This is a genomic window from Paraburkholderia sp. RL17-380-BIE-A (assembly GCF_046028085.1).
Taxonomy (GTDB): Bacteria; Pseudomonadota; Gammaproteobacteria; order Burkholderiales; family Burkholderiaceae; genus Paraburkholderia.
The window spans coordinates 420,669-444,623 of the sequence record NZ_JARESQ010000003.1 but is presented as its reverse complement, the minus strand read 5'-3'; the positions used below and the strand labels follow the sequence as shown (position 1 = coordinate 444,623).

Genomic DNA, 23,955 nt, shown 5'->3' with positions numbered 1-23,955 from the left:
AACCAGAAAAAAGGAATTCACGCATCCCGCAGCGATTGCAACGCGGGCCGCGCCAGCACATGCCGCAAGCTCAGCCAGCCGCCCGCGCCGGCGCACGCGATGCCGGCAGCAATGCCCGCCGGCAAGAGCCAGGGATCGAAGCTCAGATAAAACTCGAACACGCGCGTTGCCAGCACGTAGCCGATAGCCTGCGCGCCCACCGCCGCCATCAGACCCGCCAGCGCGCCCACCGCGACAAACTCGGCGACCTGCACCGAGCGCACCTGACGATGCGACGCACCTAATGCGCGCAGCAGCGCGGATTCTCGCATGCGCTCATCACGCGTGCCGGCGAGCGCCGCGTACAGCACGAGTACACCCGCGGCAAGCGTGAACGCGAACAGGAACTGCACCGCGCCGATCACCTGCTGCAACACGCGCTGCACCTGCGCGAGAATCGGACCGGTATCGATCGCCGTGAGGTTCGGATAAGTGGAGATCAGGCCGTCGATAGTCGACTGCTTCTCCTGCGGCAGATGGAAGCTCGTGATGAACGTCGCCGGAAAATCCTGCAATGCGGCGGGCGGCATCAGCACGAAGAAGTTGACCTTGAACGAACCCCAGTCGAGCTTGCGCACACTCGTGACGGGCGCGTCGATCTGCAAGCCGGTCACGTCGAAACGCAGCATGTCGCCGGGCTTCACGTTGATCAGCTTGGCGAGGCCCTGCTCGATCGAAATCTGCGGCGTGGTTGTGTCGCCATACCACGTGCCGGCGGAGAGTCGATTGTCGTCGGGCAACTCGGTGGTGTACGACAGATTGAACTCGCGATCCACGAGACGTTTGGCGTCGTCACCCTTGAACGCATCCGGATTGACCGGCTTGCCGTTGATCGCCGTCAGCCGGCCGCGCACCATCGGCGAAAGCACCGTGCCCGGCACGCCGTGGGTGCTCAGATAGTGTGTGACGGCGTCGCGCTGATCAGGCTGGATATCGATGATGAATTCGTTCGGCGCATCGGGCGGCGTCGATTTGCGCCAGCCGGCCACGAGGTCGTTACGCGTCATCGCAATCAGCAACAGACACATCAGCCCGATGCCGAGCGCGGTGATCTGCAATGCGCTCGCGCTGCTGCGCCGTTCGAGCGATGCCAGCGCATAGCGCCAGCCGATTCCCGCATTCACGCGCTCGCTGCGCACCACGCGCGCCGCGCCCCACAACGCGAGCCGCGCGATGCACGCGAACACCAGCAGCCCGCCCGCAAAGCCGCCCGCCACGATCCCGCCGAGCTTTAACTCGCCGGCCGCGACGATCAGCAGCGCCGCGAACAGCACGATGCCGAGCGCGTAAGCCGCCCATGCGGTGCGGCCCGCCTCGCCCCATTCACGGCGCAGCACGCGCACCGGCGGCACTCTTGTGAGCGGCAACAGCGGCGGTAACGCGAAGCCCAGCAACAGCACGAGACCCGCCGCGATGCCTTCGAGCGCCGGCCATGCGGTCGGATATGGCAGCGCGACATCGATCAGACTGCCGAGCCACGTGAGCAACGCGAGGTGCCCCAGATAACCGAGCGCCACACCCAGCGCGCCGCCGATCAACCCGAGCCCCACGAATTCGAGCGTGAAGAGCGCGCGCAGTGTCGCCTGACTGACGCCGAGGCAACGCAGCACTGCGCAGCCGTCCAGATGCCGGCGCATGTATCGATGCGCGGCCATCGCAATCGCCACGGCCGCCAGCAACGCGGTGAGCAGCGAGACGAGCGTGAGGAAATGACTCGCGCGGTCGAGTGTCTGGCGCACTTGCGGCTGCCCGTCCTGCAACGATTCGAGCGCGACGCCGCGCATCTTGCCGCCGTCCACGCGGTCGTGCGCGAATTGCGCGAAACGCGCCACCGCTTCGTCGGGCCCCGCGACCAGCAAGCGGTACGTCACGCGGCTGCCGTAAGCGATGAGGCCGGTCGACGGCACGTCGTCGGCGCGCAGCATCAGGCGCGGCGAGAAATTGACGAACGAGAAACCGCGGTCGAGTTCGCGCGTGATGACCGCGCCGATCGTGAAATTGCGATTGCCGACTTTCACCGTATCGCCGACATGCACCTTCAGCGCGTCGAGCAACGCCTGATCGACCCACACAACGCCCGGCGGCGGAATCGATCGCGCCGGATAGTCCGCCGCGCCCGGCGCCGCGGCAATGCGCAGCGCGCCGCGCAGCGGATAACCGGGCGACACCGCCTTGATGGCGGCGAGCCGCGAGACCGGCTGCGCGCCGGTCGAGTTGATCATGCTGGGAAAGATCGCCGTGCTGGCGGTGTTCAAACCGAGCGCTTTGGCTTGCCCGGCGAATTGCGGATCGACCGGATGATCGGCCCGCACGATGAAGTCGGCGGCGATCATGCGTCGCGCGTCGCGCTCGAGCCCCTGGTGCAAACGGTCAGCCAGAAAGCCGACACTCGACAAAGCCGCCACGGCCAGCACCAGCGCCAGCAGCAGCATCGTCAATTCGCCCGCGCGCCAGTCGCGCGACGTCATACGAACGGACTGGCGCAACAGATCCCTACCGCCGAACCGGCGCGTCGGCGGTGTCGCCATGCGCGCCGCGGAACCCCGTACCGTATCGCTCAATCGTGCCTGCTCCTGGCAAAGCGCGACACCATGTGCGTCGCCATGCCGCGAAAACCGCCCTGGACCCCACGCCAGAGCCGCGGCAACGCCCAGCCGGCCAGCATCAGGAAGCCCACCATCAACACCAGAAAGAGGAGCGGCACGAACAGCGCGAGCAACATGCCGCCGAACACGAGCCCGTCTTCAGCCGTCGAGGTCACGACATTCGACACCGGTTCCGGCGACAGGTTGATCAGCGCGCGCGTCCCCGCTTTGGCGAGGTGCGCCGTGCCCGCCAGCGTCCCGCCCGCGAGCGCGGCCACGGTCAACAGCGCCGGATCGGCATGGCCGAGCGCACCGGCGGCCAGCACGGCGCCCGCCGGAATGCGGATAAAGGTATGAACCGCGTCCCACAGCGAATCGAACGCGGGAATCTTGTCGGCGAGAAATTCGGTGACGGTCAGCACGCCCGCCACGCCGATCACCCAAGGCGAGGACAATGCGGACAGCGTATCGGGAAGATGAACGAGGCCCAGACGGGCGAACACGCCGGCCAGCAGGACCGTCAGATAGAGGCGCAGACCGCTGCCCCACGAGAGGCCCGCAGCGAGCGAAAGTGATTCAAGCATGGCCGCCTCCGGGCGCGCTGTGCGTGCCGGGCGGCTTCGACGGGCCAATAATGGGGGAGCCGCACCGAAGTCGTCAGACCCGCGCCAAGCCGGCCGCGCCAAATGGGCCGCGGACAATGTCAGGTTGGATTCGATCTCATTATAGCCACGTTAATTCGCAGAACGCAGAGCGGCGAATAAATGGGGAGTTCGATGCGGGCGCGAGCCGGGCGCCGCCGGACTCAACGGATACGTCCGGCGACGGGATCGAATACGGCGCTCAATGCCCGGAAGAGAGCTTCAACCCGATCAGTCCGATCACGATGAGCGAAGCGCTGGCAACCCGGGCGACGGTCAACGCCTCGCCCATCATCACGATTCCGAAGATGAACGCGCCGACTGCGCCGATGCCGGTCCACACCGCGTAGGCCGTGCCGAGCGGCAACTGGCGCATGGCCATGGCGAGCAGTATGAAGCTGCCGAGCGCCGTCACGACCGTGAACACGGAGGGCCAGAGACGAGTGAAACCGTCGGAGGTTTTAAGACCGGCCGCCCAGGCGACTTCGAGCAAACCGGCGATCAACAGAAGAATCCAGGGCATGAGACAGCTCCATGGTGAGATGGGGCCGTCCCCGTTCGTGAAACCGCAAGGTCGTCCTTACGAAATGTAATTATACCGGGATCGCCGGTAAGCCGCCGGGAACGACTCGCGACAAGAGATCGCGCCGGCCGTGGCGGATTCACCACAGTGCGCCGCCAGGCTGCGTCAACGCACCGCATCACAGCGTGCCATCACAGCGCCGCGTCACATCACCGCCTCAAGCCGCGCCCACCAGCCGGTATCCCACCCCGGTTTCCGTGATGATATGTTCCGGCTGCGCCGGATCGCGCTCGAGCTTGCCGCGCAGATGCGCCATATAGATGCGCAGATAGTGATGGCTCTCGACATGCGACGGCCCCCACACGTCGCGCAGCAACTGGCGGTGCGTGAGCACGCGGCCGGCGTGGCGCACCAGCGTGGCGAGCAGCCGGTATTCGATCGGTGTCAGGTGGACGGCCGCGCCGTCGCGGCTCACCTGCCGCAAGGCCAGGTCGACGGTCACGGCGCCGAAGCGCACTTGCGGCGACTCGTTCGCACCACCCTGATTGCGCCGCCGCATATGCGCGCGGATTCGCGCGAGCAACTCGGACACGCCGAACGGCTTGGTGAGGTAGTCGTCCGCGCCGGCATCGAGCGCGGCGACTTTCTCGCTTTCCTGCGTGCGCGCCGACAGCACGATCACCGGCAATTCGCTCCAGCCGCGCAGTTCGCGGATCACGTCGAGGCCGTCGGTGTCGGGCAGGCCAAGATCGACGATCACCAGATCGGGCTTGCGCGTGGCGGCTTCGACGAGACCCTGCTTGCCGGTTTCGGCGTCGTGCACGACGATGCCCTCGCCTTCCAGCGCCGTTCGCACAAAGCGGCGAATCTGCTTTTCGTCTTCGATCAGGACGACGGTGATGCTCGGGTCACTCATGGGTAGGCTTGGCAAGCGGGTTAGGAATTGGTTCGCTGTCGGTGTCGGCGTGCGTCAAAGCATCGGCGTCTTCGTCTTCGAGTGCGTCCGGTGCGTCGGGCGGCGTTTCCACGGGCAGCGTGAACCAGAAGCGCGCGCCTTCCACATGGCCGTCCGCCGACACGCGATTGAGCGCGCCGATTGTACCGCCGTGCGCTTCCACGATCGCGCGGCAGATCGCAAGCCCGAGACCGATGCCCGGCTTGGCCGATTCTTTCTCGCCACGCGTGAACTTCTCGAACACACGCGCTTCCATGCCGGCGGGCAGGCCCGGGCCGTCATCGTCGACAGTGACGCGCACGAACGACTTGCCGTCCGCGTCGAGACGCTGCGCGCCGATCGTCAACGGCGTGGTCGGCGCCGTGTATTTGGCCGCGTTTTCGAACAGGTTGGAAAAGAGCCGCTCCATCAGCACGGCGTCGAGGTGCAAGAGCGGCAAGTCGGCGGCCAACTTCACCTGCACCGGATGATTCGCCAGCACGCGTTTGCACGCGCGCAGCGCGGCCCCCACGGTTTCTTCGAGCAGCGTCCATTGCTGATTAAGTTGCAGACTGCCCGCCTGCAGGCGAGCCATGTCGAGCAGATTCGTGACGATGCCGGTCATGCGCAGCGCCTCCTCGTGAATCGCTTCGACCAGTTCGCCGTTGGGCTGCGTATCAGGCGATTGCGCGAGCATCGACGAGAAGCCGACGATGGTCGTCAACGGCGTGCGCAGATCGTGCGAGATCGCCGACAACAACGAGTTGCGCAGGCGCTCCGACTCCATGTTCACGAGCGCGTCGCGCGCGATGTCCACGTAGTGCACCCGTTCCAGCGCGAGCGCGATCTGCGCGGCGAACGCGTCGAGCATGCGCTGCTGTTCGGGCACGTCGAGTTCGCCCTCGTTGCGCATCACGACCGCCAGCACGCCGCGCGTACGCATGGGCGCCTTGAGCGGCAGGTAGAGGGCCGCGGCGGCCGGCAGCGTGTCGGTGCCGTGACCGGCCGGCTTCTGCTGATCGTAGACCCATTGGCCGACGTCGCTATCGAGCATCTCGCCTTCGAGCGTGACCGCCGCGTCGGGATCCTCGATCTTCTGTTTGACCTGATCGGCGCTATCCGGCAACAGAATCGCGACGCGTGCGCCGAACACCTCGCTCACATGACGGCTGCCTATGCCGACGATCTGCTCCGTGGTCAACGCCGCGGCCAGCTCGCGCGCCATCGCGTACATTGCGCCGGTGCGTTGCTCGCGCCGCCGCGCCACGCTCGCCTCACGGCGCAGGCTCGAGGTGAGATGGCTGATCACCAGCGAAGTCAGCAGCATGCCGAAGAAGGTCAGCAGATACTGCGTGTCCGAGACCGACAGCGACATGCGCGGCGGCACGAAGAAGAAATCGAACGCGGCCACGCTCATGAACGACAGCACCACACCGGGCCCGCGCCCGAGCTTCACCGCGGCGAAGATCACGCCGAGCAGATACAGCATGACGAGGTTGGTCAGATCGATATGGTCGATCAACTGGCTCGACAGCAGGGTGATGGCCGCGCAGATCGCCAGCGCGAAAGCGTAGGCGCGCGGCGGCGAGCGGCGTTCGCGCGCGGCGCTCAATGCATCGCGCCAGGCGTTCGCGGTGGTGTTCAAAAGATGCCGATGCTCGCCGCCGTCGCGTTCGGAAGAAGCGCGAATCAGCGTGAGATCGAGATCGCCCGCTGCCGTTTCGGCGATACGCTCGCCGAGGGGCTTGCGCAACCAGCGCTGCAGGCCCGTGCGCGCCGACGCGCCGGCCACGAGCTTCGACACGTTGCGAGCCTGCGCGTAGCCGATCAATGCGGCGGCCGCGTCGGCGCCCGCCAACGTCGCGGTTTCGGCGCCGAGTTCAGCGGCGAGCTTCAGCGCGTTCAGCGTGCGTTCACGGCGCGCATCCGGCAAACGCTGCAGCGCGGGCGTCTCGACATAGACGGCAATCCAGTCGGCCTTCAGGCTGGCGGCAAGACGCGCCGCCGCGCGCACCAGCATCGGCGCTTCCGGGCCGGGGCCGACGCACACCAGCAAGCGCTCGCGCGCCTGCCAGATGCGCTGGATCGAACGGTCGGCGCGATACTCCCGCATCTGCGCATCGACGCGATCCGCGGTGCGGCGCAGCGCCAACTCGCGCAACGCGATCAGGTTGCCTTTGCGAAAGAAGTTGCGCACCGCGCGTTCGGCCTGCTGCGGCAAATACACTTTGCCGTCGCGCATGCGGTCAAGCAGTTCCTCGGCCGGCAAGTCGACCAGCGTGACTTCGTCGGCGCGATCGAACACGCGATCCGGCACGGTCTCCCAGACGCGAATGCCGGTGATCTGCCCGACCACGTCGTTCAGACTTTCGAGGTGCTGGACGTTGACCGTCGTATAGACGTCGATGCCCGCGTCGAGCAGTTCGTAGACGTCCTGCCAGCGCTTCAGGTGGCGCGCGCCCTGCACGTTCGAATGCGCGAGCTCGTCGACGAGAATCAGTTGCGGCTTGCGGGCGAGCGCGGCGTCCAGATCGAACTCGCCGAGCTTGCGGCCGCGATACTCGATCTGCGCGAGCGGCAGCACGTCGAGGCCTTCGAGCAGCGCCGCGGTTTCGCTGCGGCCATGGGTTTCGGCGATGCCGACCACCACGTCCGCGCCTTCATCGTAACGGCGGCGCGCGGCCTGCAACATCGCATAGGTTTTGCCGACGCCGGCCGACGCGCCGAAAAAAATCTTCAGCCTGCCTCGCTGACGTTTTTCTTCGTCGCGTTGCAGCTTGTCGAGCAGCTCATCGGGATCGGGGCGGTTCATGCTCAATGGTTTTCATCGTTGGGCGAGCGTCAGTCTACGCATGGTGGCACGGCGGCGGCGCGGCCGCAAATGGCGGGGGCCGCTCATGGCGGCCAGCACAGATCGCTTCGCGCCGCGGCTACGCTCATGCCGCACCGCCATCATGCGCGCTACGCCGCGCCGTCAAAAGCCAAAGGCGGAGTCGCGAGGACGCCGCCTTTGCGAAACGCTGCGCCTCAGAGGCTCAGAGGATCAGCCGCGCTTCATCTCGTCCAGCGCCAGGTTCAGTTGCAGCACGTTCACGCGCGGCTCGCCCAGAATGCCGAACTGACGGCCGCTCGTATAACGGTCCACCAGCGCCTGCACGTCGTTCGGCGCGAGCTTGCGAGCCTTGGCGACGCGCTCGATCTGATAAGCCGCCGCAGCCGGGCTGATCTCAGGATCGAGACCGCTGCCCGACGACGTCACCAGATCGACCGGCACCGGCTTGGACATATCCGTGCCGGCGGCTTTCAGCGCGTCGATGCGGCCTTTGATTTCGTCGAGCAAGGCCGGGTTGGTCGGGCCGAGATTCGACCCGCTCGAACCCTGCGCGTTGTACGGCATCGGGCTGGTGGCCGACAGACGGCCCCAGAAGTACTGCGGCGCGTCGAACTGCTGGCCGATCAGCTTCGAGCCGACCACCTTGCCGTCCTGTTCGAGCATGCTGCCGTTGGCCTGATCGTGGAAGGCCGCCTGACCGACTGCCGTCATCACCGCCGGATAAGCCAGCCCCGTGACGGCGGTGAGCACCGCGAACAGCACGATCAACGGACGGAACAGATTTTTCATGATGAATGATTCCTCTTGAACTAGCGACTAGCGCTCAGACCCAACCGAACGCGGCCAGCACCATATCGATCAGCTTGATGCCGATGAACGGCACGATGATCCCGCCCAAACCGTAAATGAGCAGATTGCGGCGCAGCAGGATCGCCGCACCCAGCGCGCGATAACGCACGCCCTTGAGCGCCAGCGGAATGAGCAGCACGATGATCAGCGCGTTGAAGATCACCGCCGACATGATCGCCGAAGCCGGCGTGGCCAGGTGCATCACGTTCAGCGCGTTCAGTGCCGGATAGGTCGTGGCGAACGCAGCCGGAATGATCGCGAAGTATTTGGCGACGTCGTTGGCGATCGAGAACGTGGTGAGCGAGCCGCGCGTCATCAGCATCTGCTTGCCGATCTCGACGATCTCGATCAGCTTGGTCGGATTCGAATCGAGGTCGACCATGTTGCCCGCTTCCTTCGCGGCCTGCGTGCCGGTGTTCATCGCCACCGCGACATCGGCCTGCGCGAGCGCCGGGGCGTCGTTGGTGCCGTCGCCGGTCATCGCGACGAGGCGGCCTTCGGCCTGGTGCGCGCGGATCGTGGAGAGCTTCGCTTCCGGCGTGGCTTCGGCGAGGAAATCGTCGACGCCCGCTTCCGCGGCGATCGCGGCGGCGGTCAAGCGGTTGTCGCCTGTCACCATGATGGTCTTGATACCCATCTTGCGCAGTTCGGCGAAACGTTCCTTGATGCCGCCCTTCACCACGTCCTTCAACTCGATCACGCCGAGCACGCGCGCGCCCTGCTCGCCCTTCTCCGCGACCACGAGCGGCGTGCTGCCGCGGCGCGCGACTTCGGCGACCGCGTTGCTGACTTCGTTCGGGAAACGTCCGCCGTTGGCTTCGACATAGTTCTTCACCGCGTCGGCCGCGCCCTTGCGGATTTCACGGCCCGGCAGATCGACGCCGCTCATGCGCGTTTGCGCGGTGAACGCGAGGAACACAGCATGCAGCGACGCCATATCGCGTTGACGGATATTGAAGCGCTGTTTCGCCAGCACGACGATACTGCGGCCTTCCGGCGTTTCATCGGCGAGCGACGAGAGTTGCGCCGCATCCGCGAGCGCTTCTTCCGTCAAGCCCGGCGCGGGCACGAATTGCGACGCCTGGCGATTGCCGAGCGTGATGGTGCCGGTCTTGTCGAGCAGCAGCACGTCGACGTCGCCGGCGGCTTCCACCGCGCGGCCCGAGGTGGCGATCACGTTGGCCTGCATCATGCGGCTCATGCCGGCCACGCCGATCGCGGACAACAGCCCGCCGATGGTGGTCGGAATCAGACACACCAGCAGCGCGACCAGCGCGGTGATCGTCACCACGTGGCCGGCCTTCGCGGCTTCGACCGAGAACATCGAGAACGGCAGCAGCGTGGCGGTGGCCAGCAGCATGACGATCGTCAACGCGACCAGCAAAATGGTCAGCGCGATTTCGTTCGGCGTCTTCTGACGCTTCGCGCCTTCCACCATCGCGATCATGCGGTCGAGGAACGCCTCGCCCGGGTTCGCCGTGACGCGCACCACGATCCAGTCCGACAGCACGCGCGTGCCGCCCGTCACCGACGAAAAGTCGCCGCCCGACTCGCGGATCACCGGCGCGGATTCGCCCGTGATTGCCGATTCGTCGACCGACGCGACACCTTCGACCACTTCGCCGTCGGCCGGAATCACGTCACCGGTTTCGACCAGCACGACGTCGCCCTTGCGCAGGTCGGAAGCCGTCACAATGCGGATCGGCGACTTCGGATGCGGCTCGTTCAACTTCTTGGCCATCACGTCTTTCTTCGCGCTGCGCAGCGACGCCGCCTGGGCCTTCGAGCGGCCTTCGGCGAGCGCTTCCGCGAAGTTGGCGAACAGCACCGTGAACCACAGCCACAAGGTGACCGCGAGAATGAAGCCCGCGGGCGCCTCGGCCTGGCCGCCGAGCGCGGCGATCCAGAGAATGGTGGTGAGAATGCTGCCCACGTACACGCAGAACATCACCGGATTGCGGAACTGCGTGCGCGGCGTGAGCTTCTTGAAGGAGTCCACGATCGCCGGGCGCACCAGCGCCGGGTCGAACATGGACCTGGTTGCATTATGTTCAGTCATTGAATCCTCGAATTTCCCGTTTGCGCGTGATCACTCGTTTTCATCGCGGGTCTCAATGGGCGCCCATCATCATCAGATGTTCGACACCAGGACCCAGCGCGAGCGCAGGCACATAAGTCAGCGCGCCGACCAGCAGCACCGTGCCGAGCAGCAGCACGACGAACAGCGGTCCATGCGTGGGCAGCGTGCCGCCGGTCACGCCGATGCGCTTTTTCGCGGCGAGCGAGCCGGCAATCGCGAGCACCGGAACGATCGTGCCGAAGCGGCCGAACCACATCGCAATCGCCGTGAGCCAGTTGTAGAACGGCGTGCCCACGGTGAGGCCCGCGAACGCGCTGCCGTTGTTGTTGGCGGCCGAGCTGAACGCGTAGAGGATTTCGGAGAAACCGTGCGCGCCGGGGTTGAGAATGCCGGCCTTGCCCGCGTCGCTCAACACCGCGATCGAGGTGCCCACCAGCACCAGCAGCGGCGTGAGCAGCACGACGATCGACACCATCTTCATCTCGTACGCTTCGATCTTCTTGCCGACGTATTCCGGCGTGCGGCCGATCATCAGGCCCGCCACGAACACGGCCAGCAGCGCGAACACGAGCATCCCGTACATACCGGAACCCACGCCGCCGAAGATCACTTCGCCCAGTTGCATCAGCAGCATCGGATACAGGCCGCCGATCGGGGTGAGCGAATCGTGCGTGTTGGCGACCGCGCCGCACGAAGCCGCAGTGGTCGCAACCGTGAAGATGCCCGACTGCGCGATGCCGAAGCGCGTTTCCTTGCCTTCCGCATTGCCGCCCGACTGCAACGCATTGGCCGATTGATCGACGTGCAATGCGGCGATGGCCGGATTGCCGGTCTGCTCCGCGCTGATTTCGCCGAACACGCAAACCGCGAAAGCGATCGTCATCGCGGCGAGCACGGCCACGCCTTGCCGGCGGTCCGCGATCATGCGACCGAACACCAGCGCCAGCGCCGCCGGGATGAGCAGGATCGAGAAGATCTGCAGGAAGTTCGAGAACGGCGTCGGGTTTTCAAACGGATGCGCCGAGTTGCCGTTAAAGAAGCCGCCGCCGTTAGTGCCCAGCATCTTGATCGCTTCCTGCGATGCAACCGGACCCATGGCGAGCGTTTGCGTCTTCACCGGCGTATCGACCGTCACCGGATTGCCCTTCGCGTCCTTCACCGGATTGCCTTGTGCGTCGAGCTTCGGCGCGGCATAGGTGGTGGTCTGCAAGGTCGGCACGTCTTCATACGACTTGAAGTTCTGGATCACGCCCTGGCTCATCAACAGCGCCGCGATGATCGCCGACATGGGCAGCAGCACGTAGAGCGTCACGCGCGTCAGGTCGACCCAGAAATTGCCGATGGTTTGCGCGGTGTGGCGCGCAAAGCCGCGAATCAACGCGATCACCACCACGATGCCGGTGGCGGCCGAGAAGAAATTCTGCACGGTGAAACCGAGCATTTGCGTGAGATAGCCGACGGTTTGTTCCGGCGTGTAATCCTGCCAGTTCGTGTTGGTCACGAAACTGACTGCCGTGTTGAACGCGCCGTCCACCGTCATCGGGCCGAACTGTTGCGGGTTGCCCGGCAGCCAGCCTTGCACGCGCAACAGCACATAGAGAAACGCCACGCCGAGCGTGTTGAACGCGATCGTGGCGATCGCGTAGTGCTTCCAGCTCATTTCCGTGGAAGGATCGACGCCCGCGATGCGATACAGCAAGCGTTCGACGGGACCGCCGAGGCGCACCACGCGCGAGCTGCCGTCCATCACGGCGCTCAGATAACGGGCCATCGGCACCGCGGCTGCCAGCAGCACGACGATGAACAGGCCCGCTTGCAGGACATTGTTGGAGTTCATTCAATGTCCTCCGCGCGCAGCAGCGCATAGACCAGGTAGACGAACAGCAGCGCGGTCGCCGCACCGGACAACCAGAGAATCCAGCTCATGAGCGCGCTCCCTGACCACGGCGGAACTGCATCAACTTCTCGCAGCCGGCAATTAACGCAAAGGTCAGTGCGGCGAACAGCACCAGGCCCCCGACATACAGCACATCCATTTTTGTTCTCCATTACACGGACTTTGGATGGGTGCAACGTTATGCCGAACCGCGTAAAGGGCTGGTCAAAGATGGGAGGGCGTGTATAAAAATCGCGTAAACGGGAAAGGCCGTTCCATCGCAAGACGGAACGGCCTTGTGCATGCCTGGCATGGGTTTACGGCGTGACGCGCCGACTTTTCCAGTGCGTCGAGCGCGACTTCGAGGATCGCGCGATTTTTGTAGGGCTTACGGCACGTTTATGCCGCGACGCCTCACGGCAGCAGAACCGTCGAGCCCGTGGTGCGGCGTCCTTCGAGATCCGCGTGCGCCTTTCCGACATCCGCCAGCGCGTAACGCTGATTGATGCTCGTCTTCACCTTGCCCGACACCAGCATGTCGAACAGCTCGGCGGACATCGCCTCGTAGTCGCTGCGTTTGGCGATATAGGTGAAGAGCGTCGGACGCGTAAAGAACAGCGAACCGCGCCCGGCGAATTCAGAAGAATCGATCGGCGGCAACGGCCCCGACGCGTTGCCGAAGCTCACGAACATGCCGAGCGGCGCGAGGCAATCGAGCGAGCCCGCAAACGTGTCTTTACCGATCGAGTCGTACACCACCGGCACGCCCGCGCCGTTGGTGATCTCGCGCACGCGCTTGGTGAAGTTCTCGCGCGTGTAGACGATCGCGTGGTCGCAGCCGTGCGCCGTGGCGATCTGCGCTTTTTCATCCGAGCCGACCGTGCCGATCACCGTCGCGCCGAGCGCCTTTGCCCATTGGCACACCAGCAGGCCGACGCCGCCCGCCGCCGCCTGAATCAGGATCGTGTCGCCGGCCTTCACCGGATACGTGCGACGCAGGAGATATTGCGCGGTCAGGCCTTGCAGCATCACCGAGGCGGCCTGCTCGTCGCTCAGGGCATCGGGCACCTTCACGACCTGCGCGGCCTGCAGCACGCGCTCCTGCGTGTACGCGCCGGGCGGACGCGCCACGTAGGCAATGCGATCGCCCACCTTGAGACCGCTCACGCCCGCGCCGAGCGCCGTCACCTCGCCGGCCGCCTCCATGCCGAGGCCGCCTGGCAACGGCAACGGATACAGGCCCGTGCGGAAGTACACGTCGATATAGTTGAGTCCAACCGCCGTCTGTTTGACGCGGATCTCGCCCGCGCCCGGCTCGCCGACTTCGACGTCGACCCACTTCATGACCTCCGGGCCGCCGGTTTTATCGAATCGGATTGCTTTGACCATCATGTCTCCTTGGGGTTGGGTTGGAATTGGAGCGTGCCGCGTGTGCAATGCCGCTGATCTCAGACCTGTTGCGTGAGGCGCAAGGTCAGCGAATCGAGCACCATGCGCGCGGTCGAAATGTTGGTCGCGCACGGAATGTTGTGCACGTCGCACGCGCGCACCAGGGCGTTGATGTCCGGCTCGTGCGGCTGCGGTGTCATGGGGTCGCGCAGGAAGATCACCATGTCCACACGTCCTTCCGCGAGTTGCGCGCCGATCTGCAGGTCGCCGCCGTGCGGGCCGGACAGCATCCGCTCGACCGCGAGGCCATGCGCGTCGGCGATGCGCCCGCCGGTCGTGCCGGTCGCCACGATGTTGCAACGCCTGAGCGTGTCGACGTATTCGCCGGCCAGTTTGACGATGTCGTCTTTTTTATGATCGTGCGCGATCAGCGCGATACGGGTGGTCATGACGTAAGACTCCTGAAACCGTTGTGATTGTCGTTGTTGTAGTGATGATGGAACTGCCGCAACTGCCGATCAGAACGTGCCCGGATAGGCGCCGCCGTCGATCAGCCAGTTCTGCCCGGTAATGTAGCCGGCATGCACGCTGCACAGGAACGCACAGGCGCGGCCGAATTCGTCGCGGTTGCCGAAACGGCCGGCGGGGATCGTCTTCATGCGCTGCTTGCGGGCGTCGTCGACGGAAATGTTTTGCGACTTGGCCTGCGCCGCGAAGGTCACGGCAATGCGGTCGGTGTCGAAAATTCCCGGCAGCAGGTTGTTGATGGTCACACCGGTGGGCGCGACCTTGCGCGCGAGGCCCGCGACGAAGCCGGTCAGCCCCGAACGCGCGCCGTTGGATAACCCGAGCACGTCGATCGGCGCCTTCACCGCGGAACTCGTGATGTTGACGATACGCCCATAGCCGCGCTCGCTCATCGAGTCGATGGTTGCGCGAATCAGCTCGATTGGCGTGAGCATGTTGCTCTCCAGCGCGCGGATCCAGTCTTCATGCGTGAAGTTGCGGAAGTCGCCCGGCGGCGGACCACCCGCGTTATTCACCAGAATGTCCGGCTGCGGACAGGCGGCGAGCGCCGCGGCGCGGCCTTCGGGCGTGGTGATGTCGCAGGCCACCGTCTTCACTTCCACGCCGCTTTGCTGGCGGATCTCCGCCGCGGTGGCTTCGAGCGTCTCGGCGGTGCGCGCGACGATCGTCAGGTTGACGCCCTCGGCGGCGAGCGCTTCCGCGCAGCCGCGGCCGAGTCCCTTGCTGGCCGCGCAGACCAGCGCGGTGCGTCCTGCGATTCCCATGTCCATGTGTATTCACCTCGTGAAGTTGTGCGTCGTGAGAAAGCGCCAGGCGGCCTCAGCTTTTTCCCCGCTCGTGAGTCTCGCCCGAAGCGCCGGGTCCGGCGGGCTCCCGTGGCGAAGTTTCCCCCGATTCTAGAAGAATCGGTGCCGGACTGCGCCGGCTCGCTGCAATCTCCGGTATCTTCGGAGCGCACTCTTTCGGTAAACTTGCGCCGTGGCGCGTCCGCCAGCCAGCCGGCCCCCCGGCCATGCGGCGCGCCGAACCGATCCCTCTAGCCGCCGCTTGCGCCCCCGCCATGACTCAGGACAGCCGTTTCCCCAATCTCTTCATCCTCGATCACCCGCTGATCCAGCACAAGCTGTCGCATATGCGCGACCGGGACACCTCGACCCGCACGTTCCGCGAACTGCTGCGTGAAATCACGCTGCTGATGGGCTACGAAATCACCCGCAACCTGCCCATGACCACGCGCCGCCTGACCACGCCGCTCGTCGAGATCGACGCGCCGGTGATCGCCGGCAAGAAGCTGGCGATCGTGCCGGTGCTGCGCGCCGGCATCGGCATGTCGGACGGCCTGCTGGAACTGGTGCCGTCGGCGCGGGTGGGCCACATCGGCGTGTATCGCGCTGAAGACCATCGCCCTGTCGAATATCTGGTGCGCCTGCCCGACCTCGAAGATCGTGTGTTCATTCTGTGCGATCCGATGGTCGCGACCGGCTATTCCGCCGTGCACGCGGTCGACGTGCTCAAGCGCCGCAACGTGGCGGGCGAGAACATCCTGTTCCTCGCGCTGGTCGCCGCGCCCGAAGGCGTGCAGGTGTTCCAGGACGCCCACCCGGACGTCAAGCTGTATGTCGCCTCGCTCGATTCGCATCTGAACGAGCACGCCTATATCGTCCCGGGTCTCGGCGACGCCGGCGACCGCCTGTTCGGCACGAAGAACTGAAAGCGGCCTGAAAAGCGCACGACGGCGTGCGGCCAAGGCCGCCGCCGCGCACTTTTCGCGTCGTTTGCGGCTATCTCGCCCTCTGCCGCACCCTTGCGGCGTGATAAAATTCGAATCCGCTCAAAGAGCGGCTCAACTTGCACCACCGCCTGGCGCACCGCGCCTTTCGCGGGGCCCGGCAGGCCGGCGCGGCATTTGTCGCGTGGGGTCTGGCCAGATCGCCCTGTCCCAACCGCGCTGCCGACCTGCGGTCCCGCTAGCCGGGTCCGGCCGGGCGTGGCGAGGCGCGAGACGGGTAGCCACGAATGGTTGACCCGGACAGTTAAGCACCGGGCGGATTGACATCGCGGCGCACAAACGCAGAACGCGTCAGCGCCCGACATCGCAACGACAATTGCACACTGCGTGCGCCCCACTGGCGCGCGCGACGGAGAAAGGTATGGCGGGTCATTCGAAATGGGCCAACATCAAGCATAAGAAAGCAGCGGCCGACGCCAAGCGCGGCAAGGTCTGGACGCGGCTCATCAAGGAAATTCAGGTCGCGGCGCGCATGGGCGGCGGCGACATCGACTCGAACCCGCGTCTGCGGCTCGCCGTCGAAAAGGCGTACGACGCCAACATGCCCAAAGACAACGTCAACCGCGCGATCCAGCGTGGCGTGGGCGGCGTGGACGGCGCAAGCTACGAGGAAATCCGCTACGAAGGCTACGGCATTGGCGGCGCGGCGGTGATCGTGGACACCATGACTGACAACCGCACGCGTACCGTGGCGGAAGTGCGTCACGCGTTCTCGAAGAACGGCGGCAACATGGGCACGGACGGCTCGGTGTCGTTCATGTTCGATCACCTTGGCCAGTTCCTGTTCGCGCCCGGCACGCCGGAAGACAAGCTGATGGAAGCCGCGCTCGAAGCCGGCGCTGACGACGTCGTCACGAATGAAGACGGCAGTATCGAGGTGCTGTGCCCGCCGAACGATTTCCCGAAGGTGAAGTCCGCGCTCGAAGCCGCCGGCTTCAAGGCCGAACTGGCCGAGGTGACGATGAAACCTCAGACGGAAGTCGAGTTCACCGGCGAAGACGCCGTGAAAATGCAGAAGCTGCTCGACGCGCTGGAGAATCTGGACGACGTGCAGGAAGTCTATACAAACGCCGCGATCGCCGACGAATGAGCGTGCCCCGGCGGCGCGCAGTGCAGCGGTTCCTGTCGAACCGCGCCACGCCGCCGGCCCTCGCGTCGTTGCTGAAGCGCCGAAGCGCGTGAGTGCGACTTACGCACCGCGCTTCCACCCGGCTTCGCATCGTGCCCTGCGCCGCTACTGGCTGCGGGCCCAATGCGAACCTCGTTGTCATTGCACGGCTGAGCATGTTGCGTCAGCCGTTTATGGTTTTTAAGTCTCGGGGATTCACATGAAGTTACTCGTCGTCGGTTCCGGCGGTCGCGAACATGCGCTCGCATGGAAGCTCGCGCAATCGCCGCGGGTCCAGCTCGTCTACGTGGCTCCTGGCAACGGCGGCACCGCCCAGGACGAGCGTCTGCGCAACATCGACATCACCGATCCGGCCGCGCTCGCCGATTTCGTCGAGAAAGAGCAGATCGCCTTCACGCTGGTCGGGCCGGAAGCGCCGCTCGCGGCCGGCATCGTCAATCTGTTCCGCTCGCGCGGTCTGAAGATTTTCGGGCCGACCAAAGAAGCCGCCCAGCTCGAAAGCTCGAAAGACTTCGCGAAGGCGTTCATGAAGCGCCACGCGATTCCGACCGCCGAATACGAAACCTTCGCCGACGTCGCCGCCGCGCATGCGTATCTGGACGCCAAGGGCGCGCCGATCGTCATCAAGGCCGACGGCCTCGCCGCGGGCAAGGGCGTGGTGGTCGCGCAAACGCTGGAAGAAGCGCACGCCGCAGTGGACATGATGCTGTCGGACAACAAGCTCGGCGACGCCGGCGCGCGTGTCGTGATCGAGGAATTCCTCGCCGGCGAGGAAGCGAGCTTCATCGTGATGGTGGACGGCAAGCACGTGCTGCCGCTCGCTTCGAGCCAGGATCACAAGCGTCTGCTCGACGGCGACCAGGGCCCGAACACGGGCGGCATGGGCGCCTACTCGCCCGCGCCGATCGTCACGCCGCAACTGCACGCCCGCGTGATGCGCGAAATCATCCTGCCGACGGTGCGCGGCATGGAGAAGGAAGGCATCCGCTATACCGGCTTCCTGTACGCCGGTCTGATGATCGACGCGCAAGGCAACCCGAAAACGCTCGAATTCAACTGCCGCATGGGCGACCCCGAAACGCAGCCGATCATGGCGCGTCTGAAGGGCGACTATTCGAAGGTGGTCGAGCAGGCAATCGCCGGCACGCTCGATACGGTCGAGCTGGAATGGGATCGCCGCACCGCGCTCGGCGTGGTGCTCGCCGCGTACAACTATCCGGATACGCCGCGCAAGGGTGACCGCATTAACGACATTCCGGCTGAAACCGCGGATTCGGTCACGTTCCACGCCGGCACCACGTTGACGGACGGCAAGCTGACCACCTCGGGCGGCCGCGTGCTGTGCGTGGTCGGCCTGGCGGATTCGGTGCGCAGCGCGCAGTCGGTCGCGTACGAAACGATCAACCAGATCTCGTTCGACGGCATGCAGTACCGGCGCGACATCGGCTACCGTGCGTTGAACCGCAAGCACGACGCCAAGACCGAAGGCAAGCACTAAGCCGCACTGCGCCGCACCAGGCCATTACCCCGCTCGCCCGCGTGCGGCGCCAACAGCGCTACACTGCGGGTTTTCGCGGCGGGTTTTAGCAGCGACACCGGCGCCCACCGCACCATGTGGGCCGATCCAGGCTCATGCGGGCTGAACGAAGCCGGGAGCATTTCGCCGGGCGCGAAAATACGTCAGGCGCGCCTTCGCAGGTTCCGACCTGACGCGGGCCCGGCCAACGCCCTTCACGACGAACCCGCGGCACGACGAGCGTGCCGCCCTCAGCATCTGCATTCATGACCGAATCGAGCTACGACGCACAGGCCGTGCGCAACTGGCTGCAAGGCCTGCAAACGCAGATCGCGGACACGCTCGGCGCGTTCGACGGCACGCCGTTCGCCACCGACACATGGCAGCGCGCCCCCGGCGAGAAGCTGCGCGGCGGCGGCTGCACACGGATTCTGGAAGGCGGCAACTTCTTCGAGCGCGCCGGCATTGGTTTCTCGGACGTCGCGGGCGACGCGTTACCGGGTTCGGCAAGCGCGGCGCGTCCGCAACTGGCCGGCCGGGGTTTCGAAGCGATGGGCGTATCGCTCGTGCTGCACCCGCACAATCCGCACTGCCCGACCGTGCATATGAACGTGCGTCTGCTGGTCGCGACCAGGGCCGGCGAAGAACCGGTCTTCTGGTTCGGCGGCGGCATGGATCTGACGCCGTACTACGGCTACGAAGAAGACGCGCAGCATTTCCATCGCACTTGCCGCGACGCGCTGCAGCCTTATGGCGCGGACCTGTACCCCAGTTTCAAGCGCTGGTGCGACGAGTATTTCTTCCTCAAGCACCGCAACGAGCCGCGCGGTATCGGCGGGATTTTCTTCGACGATTTCTCGGCGCCGGGCTTCGATCAATCGTTCGCGATGCTCAAGAGTGTGGGCGACGGGTTCCTCAAAGCGTACCTGCCGATCATCGAAAAGCGCCGCAACATTCCGTACGGTCAAGCCGAGCGTGATTTCCAGGCATACCGGCGCGGGCGCTACGTCGAGTTCAATCTGGTCTTCGACCGTGGCACACTGTTCGGGCTGCAGAGCGGTGGACGCACGGAATCGATCCTGATGTCGATGCCGCCTGTGGTGAACTGGCGCTACAACTGGCAGCCCGAACCGGGCACGCCGGAAGCGCGTCTTTACAGCGATTTTCTCGTGCCGCGCGAGTGGGTGTGACGGGCAGCGCCCGCACCTTGCTCCAATCGTCACGACAAAGGATCTTCACCTGAAGCCGAACGCTCATCCTGTCGCCCTGCCTCGCCGGATCGGACTGCTCGGCGGCACTTTCGATCCGATCCACGACGGCCATCTCGCGCTCGCGCGGCGTTTCGCGCATGTGCTGCATCTGACCGAACTCGTGCTGTTGCCGGCCGGCCAGCCCTGGCAGAAATCGGACGTGTCGCCGGCCGTGCACCGCCTTGCCATGACGCGCGCGGCGGCGAGCGAACTGGTGCTGCCGGGCACGACCGTACGGGTCGCGACCGACGAAATCGAGCACGAAGGCCCGACTTACACGATCGACACGCTGCAACGCTGGCGTGATCGCGAAGGTGAGGACGCATCCATTGCGCTCCTGATCGGCGCGGATCAACTGGTGCATCTCGACACGTGGCGCGACTGGCGGCGCCTGTTCGAGTTCGCCCACATCTGCGCGGCCACCCGGCCCGGTTTCGACCTCACGTCGATTCCGCCGGCGGTCGCTCAAGAAATCGACGCGCGCCGTGCCCGCGCCGACGTTCTGCAAGCCACGCCCTGCGGCCACTTGCTGATCGATACGACGCTTGCGTTCAACGTTTCGGCCACCGACATTCGCGCGCATCTGCGCGAGCAGGTGAACCAGCGGCTTGCCCTCGCGGGCGGCGAACAGCAAGACCAGGCGGCGAGCCATGTCCCCACCGCGGTGTGGGACTATATTCTTCAACATCATCTGTACCACCGGTAAATCCATGGATATTCGCAAACTGCAACGCGTGATCGTCGACGCTCTCGAAGACGTCAAAGCGCAAGACATCAAGGTGTTCAACACCAGCCACCTGACCGCGCTGTTCGATCGCGTGATCGTCGCGAGCGGCACCTCGAACCGGCAAACCAAAGCGCTCGCTTCGAGCGTGCGCGAGAGCGTGAAGGAAAACGGCGGCGAGATCATCAGCACCGAAGGCGAGGACATCGGCGAATGGGTGCTGGTGGATTGCGGCGACGCAATCGTGCACATCCTGCAGCCGGCCCTGCGTCAGTACTACAACCTCGAAGAAATCTGGGGCGACAAGCCGGTGCGCATCAAGCTGTCCACGCCGGATCCGTTCGGCGGTGCGCGTTCGAGCGAGCCCGACGAAGACGAGGACGAAGAGGAAGCCGCGCCGGCCGTGAAGAAGCCCGCGCGCAAAGCGCCCGCACGCCGCAAGTGAGCGGGCTTCGGCCCACTCACCGTTCTCGTTCGCGAATGCTTGCGCAATGAAACTGCATATCCTCGCCGTCGGCCACAAGATGCCGGACTGGATCGCCACCGGCTTCGACGAATACGCGAAGCGCATGCCGCCCGAGCTGCGCATCGAACTGCGCGAGATCAAACCCGAGCAACGTTCGTCGGGACGGCCGGCGGAAAGCGTGATGGCCGCCGAGCGGCTGAAGATCGAAGCCGCGTTGCCGAAGAACGCGCGCATTGTCGCGCTCGACGAGCGCGGTAAGGACTGGACCACCATGCAGCTTGCCGGCGCCCTGCCCGGCTGGCAGCAGGACGGCCGCGACGTGGCGTTTCTGATTGGCGGCGCCGACGGTCTCGACCCCGATCTCAAAGCGCGCGCCGACATGTTGCTGCGCGTCTCGAGCCTGACTTTGCCGCACGCGATGGTCCGCGTACTCCTGGCCGAGCAGCTTTACCGCGCGTGGACCATCACGCAAAATCACCCCTATCATCGCGTGTGAATGGACGAGGCGGCGCAGGGATTGCGCGGCGCGCCCGTCGCATGTCCATGCAATCCGCTTCATCGAGACCTGTTCATGTCCACGTCCGCCGCATCGCTGCATCCGTTCGTCTACCTCGCTTCGCAAAGTCCACGCCGCCAGGAGTTGTTGCAACAGCTCGGCGTACGTTTCGAACTGCTGCTGCCGCGCCCCGATGAAGACGCCGAAGCGCTCGAAGCCGAACTTCCCGGCGAGCGCGCGCGCGACTATGTGCAGCGGGTGTGCGTCGCCAAGGCGCATGCGGCACGCGCGCGCCTCGTGGCCGGCGCTCATGCCGCGCGGCCAATCCTGGTTGCGGACACAACCGTCACGATCGACGACGCGATTCTCGGCAAGCCCGTCGATGCCGACGACGCTGTCGCGATGCTCACGCGCCTTGCCGGCCGCGCTCACGAAGTGCTGACGGCCGTGGCCGTGGTCGACGCCGAGGGCACGCTGCTGCCCGCCGCGCTATCCGTGTCGAAGGTGCGTTTTGCTGCACTGCACGCAGACGCGATCCGACGCTATGCGGCGAGCGGCGAGCCGCTCGGCAAAGCAGGCGCGTACGGTGTGCAGGGGCGCGCTGCGGAGTTTATCGAGCATATCGACGGGTCCTATTCAGGTATCATGGGTTTGCCGCTTTTTGAATCTGCTGCCCTCCTGCGTGCAGCGCGCATCGACTTCTAAAATAACACCATGAATGAAGAAATCCTGATCAATGTCACGCCGCAGGAAACGCGCGTCGCGCTGGTCCAGCAAGGCGCAGTCCAGGAACTTCACGTCGAACGAACGCTGTCGCGCGGCCGCGTCGGCAACGTCTATCTCGGCAAGGTCGTACGCGTTTTGCCGGGCATGCAGTCCGCTTTCATCGACATCGGTCTAGAACGCGCCGCGTTCCTTCACGTCGCCGACATCTGGCATCCGCGCATTGCCGGTGAACCACAGCATCAGGCGCCGCATCAGCCGATCGAAAAAATCGTCTTCGAGGGCCAGACGCTGATGGTGCAGGTCGTGAAGGATCCGATCGGCACTAAAGGCGCGCGCCTGTCCACCCAGGTGAGCATTGCCGGTCGCACACTCGTGTATCTGCCGCAGGAACCGCATATCGGCATCTCGCAGAAGATCGAGAGCGAAGCCGAACGTGAAGCCGTGCGCGCGCGCCTGACCGCCGTGCTGCCCGCCGATGAAAAAGGCGGCTACATCGTGCGCACCATCGCCGAAGATGCGACTAGCGAAGAGCTGGCCGGCGACGTCGCGTATCTGCGCAAGACGTGGGCGACGATCATCTCGCAAGGGCAGCGCATGCCGCCCACGAGCCTGCTGTATCAGGATCTGAATCTCGCGCAACGCGTGCTGCGCGATTTCGTCAACGATGAGACGTCGCGCATTCAGGTCGACTCGCGCGAGACTTATCAGATGCTGGCCGACTTCGCGGCCGAGTTCACGCCGGCGGTGTCGTCGAAACTGCACCACTACACCGGCGAGCGACCGCTCTTCGATCTGTACAACATCGAGGCGGAAATTCAGCGGGCGTTGTCGCGGCGGGTGGATCTGAAGTCGGGCGGGTATCTCGTGATCGACCAGACCGAAGCGATGACGACCATCGACGTGAACACGGGCGGCTACGTCGGCGCGCGCAACTTCGACGATACGATCTTCAAGACGAACCTCGAAGCCGCGCACACCATTGCGCGGCAATTGCGTCTGCGCAATCTGGGCGGCGTGATCATCATCGACTTCATCGATATGGAAAACGTCGAGCATCGCGATCAGGTGCTGGGCGAATTGAAGAAGGCGTTGTCGCGCGATCGCACGCGCGTGACGGTGAATGGTTTTTCGCAGCTTGGCTTGGTGGAGATGACGCGCAAGCGTACGCGTGAATCGCTCGCGCACGTGCTGTGCGAGCCGTGTCCGGTTTGCCAGGGCAAGGGGCAGGTCAAGACGCCGCGTACGGTGTGTTATGACGTGCTGCGCGAGATTCTGCGCGAGTCGCGGCAGTTCAATCCGCGCGAGTTTCGCGTGGTGGCGTCGCAGCAGGTGATTGATCTGTTTCTCGAGGAAGAGTCGCAGCATCTGGCGATGTTGATTGATTTTATTGGTAAGCCGGTGTCGCTGCAGGTGGAGTCGAATTTGAGTCAGGAACAGTACGATATTGTTTTGATGTAAAAGTCTCCGCCAGACTCCGTCGTTTCGTTCAACACCCCTTAAAAACCGCATCACCCTACCGGTGCCAGTTCGAGTGCACCGGTAGCGCCCGCCGCGCGCCATTCAAACACGCGCGCCACTGTCG

The 23,955-nt window shown here is 65.0% G+C and carries 22 protein-coding genes; 9 read left to right on the top strand and 13 right to left on the bottom strand.

Annotated elements, in window-relative coordinates; all coding sequences use genetic code 11:
• Positions 1–17: 17 nt before the first annotated feature.
• The 13 genes from P0D68_RS07255 to P0D68_RS07195 all read right to left on the bottom strand — a co-directional run bounded on the left by P0D68_RS07255 (position 18) and on the right by P0D68_RS07195 (position 15,047).
• Positions 18–2,600, bottom strand: coding sequence for an ABC transporter permease (locus P0D68_RS07255; RefSeq protein ID WP_408297080.1), 2,583 nt, complete (start codon positions 2,598–2,600; stop codon positions 18–20).
• On the bottom strand, positions 2,597–3,208 hold the full coding sequence (locus P0D68_RS07250) for a DUF4126 domain-containing protein (RefSeq protein ID WP_091795925.1): 612 nt from the start codon (positions 3,206–3,208) through the stop codon (positions 2,597–2,599). Before P0D68_RS07250 ends, P0D68_RS07255 begins: the two co-directional genes overlap by 4 nt.
• Before the next feature lie 259 nt (positions 3,209–3,467).
• Positions 3,468–3,788 (bottom strand): quaternary ammonium compound efflux SMR transporter SugE, encoded by a 321-nt coding sequence (sugE, locus tag P0D68_RS07245; protein ID WP_408297083.1) that lies wholly within the window; start codon positions 3,786–3,788, stop codon positions 3,468–3,470.
• Positions 3,789–4,005: 217 nt separating this feature from the next.
• Complete coding sequence (gene kdpE, locus P0D68_RS07240; RefSeq protein ID WP_091795932.1) at positions 4,006–4,704, bottom strand: two-component system response regulator KdpE; 699 nt, start codon at positions 4,702–4,704, stop codon at positions 4,006–4,008.
• Entirely contained in the window at positions 4,697–7,534 is a 2,838-nt protein-coding gene (locus tag P0D68_RS07235) for a DUF4118 domain-containing protein (RefSeq protein ID WP_408297085.1), read from the bottom strand. The genes kdpE and P0D68_RS07235 overlap by 8 nt, the downstream gene beginning before the upstream one ends.
• Positions 7,535–7,765: 231 nt before the next feature.
• Positions 7,766–8,344 (bottom strand): potassium-transporting ATPase subunit KdpC, encoded by a 579-nt coding sequence (gene kdpC, locus P0D68_RS07230; RefSeq protein ID WP_091795938.1) that lies wholly within the window; start codon positions 8,342–8,344, stop codon positions 7,766–7,768.
• Positions 8,345–8,378: 34 nt separating this feature from the next.
• Positions 8,379–10,463, bottom strand: coding sequence for a potassium-transporting ATPase subunit KdpB (kdpB, locus tag P0D68_RS07225; RefSeq protein ID WP_091795941.1), 2,085 nt, complete (start codon positions 10,461–10,463; stop codon positions 8,379–8,381).
• Between the two features lie 52 nt (positions 10,464–10,515).
• Complete coding sequence (gene kdpA, locus P0D68_RS07220) at positions 10,516–12,321, bottom strand: potassium-transporting ATPase subunit KdpA (RefSeq protein ID WP_408183430.1); 1,806 nt, start codon at positions 12,319–12,321, stop codon at positions 10,516–10,518.
• Positions 12,318–12,410: a K(+)-transporting ATPase subunit F gene (gene kdpF / locus P0D68_RS07215; protein ID WP_091795945.1), complete on the bottom strand. Its 93-nt coding sequence runs from the start codon at positions 12,408–12,410 to the stop codon at positions 12,318–12,320. Before kdpF ends, kdpA begins: the two co-directional genes overlap by 4 nt.
• Positions 12,407–12,520: a hypothetical protein gene (locus tag P0D68_RS07210; protein WP_007175652.1), complete on the bottom strand. Its 114-nt coding sequence runs from the start codon at positions 12,518–12,520 to the stop codon at positions 12,407–12,409. Before P0D68_RS07210 ends, kdpF begins: the two co-directional genes overlap by 4 nt.
• 254 nt (positions 12,521–12,774) lie before the next feature.
• Positions 12,775–13,749, bottom strand: coding sequence for a quinone oxidoreductase family protein (locus P0D68_RS07205; protein ID WP_408297490.1), 975 nt, complete (start codon positions 13,747–13,749; stop codon positions 12,775–12,777).
• Positions 13,750–13,808: 59 nt separating this feature from the next.
• Positions 13,809–14,198, bottom strand: coding sequence for a methylglyoxal synthase (locus P0D68_RS07200; protein ID WP_091795951.1), 390 nt, complete (start codon positions 14,196–14,198; stop codon positions 13,809–13,811).
• Between the two features lie 69 nt (positions 14,199–14,267).
• On the bottom strand, positions 14,268–15,047 hold the full coding sequence (locus P0D68_RS07195; RefSeq protein WP_091795954.1) for an SDR family oxidoreductase: 780 nt from the start codon (positions 15,045–15,047) through the stop codon (positions 14,268–14,270).
• A gap of 290 nt (positions 15,048–15,337) precedes the next feature.
• Between P0D68_RS07195 and upp the strand changes: the two genes are divergently transcribed.
• From upp to rng, 9 genes are all read left to right on the top strand, one after another.
• Positions 15,338–15,988: a uracil phosphoribosyltransferase gene (gene upp, locus P0D68_RS07190; RefSeq protein WP_011487457.1), complete on the top strand. Its 651-nt coding sequence runs from the start codon at positions 15,338–15,340 to the stop codon at positions 15,986–15,988.
• A gap of 439 nt (positions 15,989–16,427) precedes the next feature.
• Positions 16,428–17,156 (top strand): YebC/PmpR family DNA-binding transcriptional regulator, encoded by a 729-nt coding sequence (locus P0D68_RS07185; RefSeq protein WP_408297090.1) that lies wholly within the window; start codon positions 16,428–16,430, stop codon positions 17,154–17,156.
• A 238-nt stretch (positions 17,157–17,394) separates the two neighbouring features.
• Positions 17,395–18,693: a phosphoribosylamine--glycine ligase gene (gene purD / locus P0D68_RS07180; protein ID WP_408183421.1), complete on the top strand. Its 1,299-nt coding sequence runs from the start codon at positions 17,395–17,397 to the stop codon at positions 18,691–18,693.
• A gap of 284 nt (positions 18,694–18,977) precedes the next feature.
• The gene (hemF, locus tag P0D68_RS07175) at positions 18,978–19,901 is read left to right on the top strand and encodes an oxygen-dependent coproporphyrinogen oxidase (protein ID WP_091795961.1); all 924 of its coding nucleotides are present in this window, start codon (positions 18,978–18,980) and stop codon (positions 19,899–19,901) included.
• Positions 19,902–19,950: 49 nt separating this feature from the next.
• A complete protein-coding gene (locus P0D68_RS07170) occupies positions 19,951–20,667 on the top strand; it encodes a nicotinate-nucleotide adenylyltransferase (RefSeq protein ID WP_408183562.1) in 717 nt (238 codons plus the stop codon).
• Between the two features lie 4 nt (positions 20,668–20,671).
• A complete protein-coding gene (rsfS, locus tag P0D68_RS07165; protein WP_091795967.1) occupies positions 20,672–21,130 on the top strand; it encodes a ribosome silencing factor in 459 nt (152 codons plus the stop codon).
• A gap of 46 nt (positions 21,131–21,176) precedes the next feature.
• Positions 21,177–21,647 (top strand): 23S rRNA (pseudouridine(1915)-N(3))-methyltransferase RlmH, encoded by a 471-nt coding sequence (gene rlmH / locus P0D68_RS07160; RefSeq protein WP_091795971.1) that lies wholly within the window; start codon positions 21,177–21,179, stop codon positions 21,645–21,647.
• A gap of 75 nt (positions 21,648–21,722) precedes the next feature.
• Positions 21,723–22,352 carry a Maf family protein gene (locus P0D68_RS07155; RefSeq protein WP_408297093.1) on the top strand — a complete coding sequence of 210 codons (630 nt, stop codon included), beginning with the start codon at positions 21,723–21,725 and terminating at the stop codon, positions 22,350–22,352.
• A 9-nt stretch (positions 22,353–22,361) separates the two neighbouring features.
• Positions 22,362–23,831, top strand: a complete 1,470-nt coding sequence (gene rng / locus P0D68_RS07150; RefSeq protein WP_111930459.1) for a ribonuclease G — start codon at positions 22,362–22,364, stop codon at positions 23,829–23,831.
• The last annotated feature ends 124 nt before the right edge of the window (positions 23,832–23,955 follow it).

What these genes read in the sequence shown, in the direction of transcription:
- P0D68_RS07250 (WP_091795925.1), bottom strand. Translation starts at nt 3,208, where the DNA reads ATGCTTGAATCACTTTCGCTCGCTGCGGGCCTCTCGTGGGGCAGCGGT.
- sugE (WP_408297083.1), bottom strand. Translation starts at nt 3,788, where the DNA reads ATGCCCTGGATTCTTCTGTTGATCGCCGGTTTGCTCGAAGTCGCCTGG.
- kdpE (WP_091795932.1), bottom strand. Translation starts at nt 4,704, where the DNA reads ATGAGTGACCCGAGCATCACCGTCGTCCTGATCGAAGACGAAAAGCAG.
- P0D68_RS07235 (WP_408297085.1), bottom strand. Translation starts at nt 7,534, where the DNA reads ATGAACCGCCCCGATCCCGATGAGCTGCTCGACAAGCTGCAACGCGAC.
- kdpC (WP_091795938.1), bottom strand. Translation starts at nt 8,344, where the DNA reads ATGAAAAATCTGTTCCGTCCGTTGATCGTGCTGTTCGCGGTGCTCACC.
- kdpB (WP_091795941.1), bottom strand. Translation starts at nt 10,463, where the DNA reads ATGACTGAACATAATGCAACCAGGTCCATGTTCGACCCGGCGCTGGTG.
- kdpA (WP_408183430.1), bottom strand. Translation starts at nt 12,321, where the DNA reads ATGAACTCCAACAATGTCCTGCAAGCGGGCCTGTTCATCGTCGTGCTG.
- kdpF (WP_091795945.1), bottom strand. Translation starts at nt 12,410, where the DNA reads ATGAGCTGGATTCTCTGGTTGTCCGGTGCGGCGACCGCGCTGCTGTTC.
- P0D68_RS07210 (WP_007175652.1), bottom strand. Translation starts at nt 12,520, where the DNA reads ATGGATGTGCTGTATGTCGGGGGCCTGGTGCTGTTCGCCGCACTGACC.
- P0D68_RS07205 (WP_408297490.1), bottom strand. Translation starts at nt 13,749, where the DNA reads ATGGTCAAAGCAATCCGATTCGATAAAACCGGCGGCCCGGAGGTCATG.
- P0D68_RS07200 (WP_091795951.1), bottom strand. Translation starts at nt 14,198, where the DNA reads ATGACCACCCGTATCGCGCTGATCGCGCACGATCATAAAAAAGACGAC.
- P0D68_RS07195 (WP_091795954.1), bottom strand. Translation starts at nt 15,047, where the DNA reads ATGGACATGGGAATCGCAGGACGCACCGCGCTGGTCTGCGCGGCCAGC.
- upp (WP_011487457.1), top strand. Translation starts at nt 15,338, where the DNA reads ATGACTCAGGACAGCCGTTTCCCCAATCTCTTCATCCTCGATCACCCG.
- P0D68_RS07185 (WP_408297090.1), top strand. Translation starts at nt 16,428, where the DNA reads ATGGCGGGTCATTCGAAATGGGCCAACATCAAGCATAAGAAAGCAGCG.
- purD (WP_408183421.1), top strand. Translation starts at nt 17,395, where the DNA reads ATGAAGTTACTCGTCGTCGGTTCCGGCGGTCGCGAACATGCGCTCGCA.
- hemF (WP_091795961.1), top strand. Translation starts at nt 18,978, where the DNA reads ATGACCGAATCGAGCTACGACGCACAGGCCGTGCGCAACTGGCTGCAA.
- rsfS (WP_091795967.1), top strand. Translation starts at nt 20,672, where the DNA reads ATGGATATTCGCAAACTGCAACGCGTGATCGTCGACGCTCTCGAAGAC.
- rlmH (WP_091795971.1), top strand. Translation starts at nt 21,177, where the DNA reads ATGAAACTGCATATCCTCGCCGTCGGCCACAAGATGCCGGACTGGATC.
- P0D68_RS07155 (WP_408297093.1), top strand. Translation starts at nt 21,723, where the DNA reads ATGTCCACGTCCGCCGCATCGCTGCATCCGTTCGTCTACCTCGCTTCG.
- rng (WP_111930459.1), top strand. Translation starts at nt 22,362, where the DNA reads ATGAATGAAGAAATCCTGATCAATGTCACGCCGCAGGAAACGCGCGTC.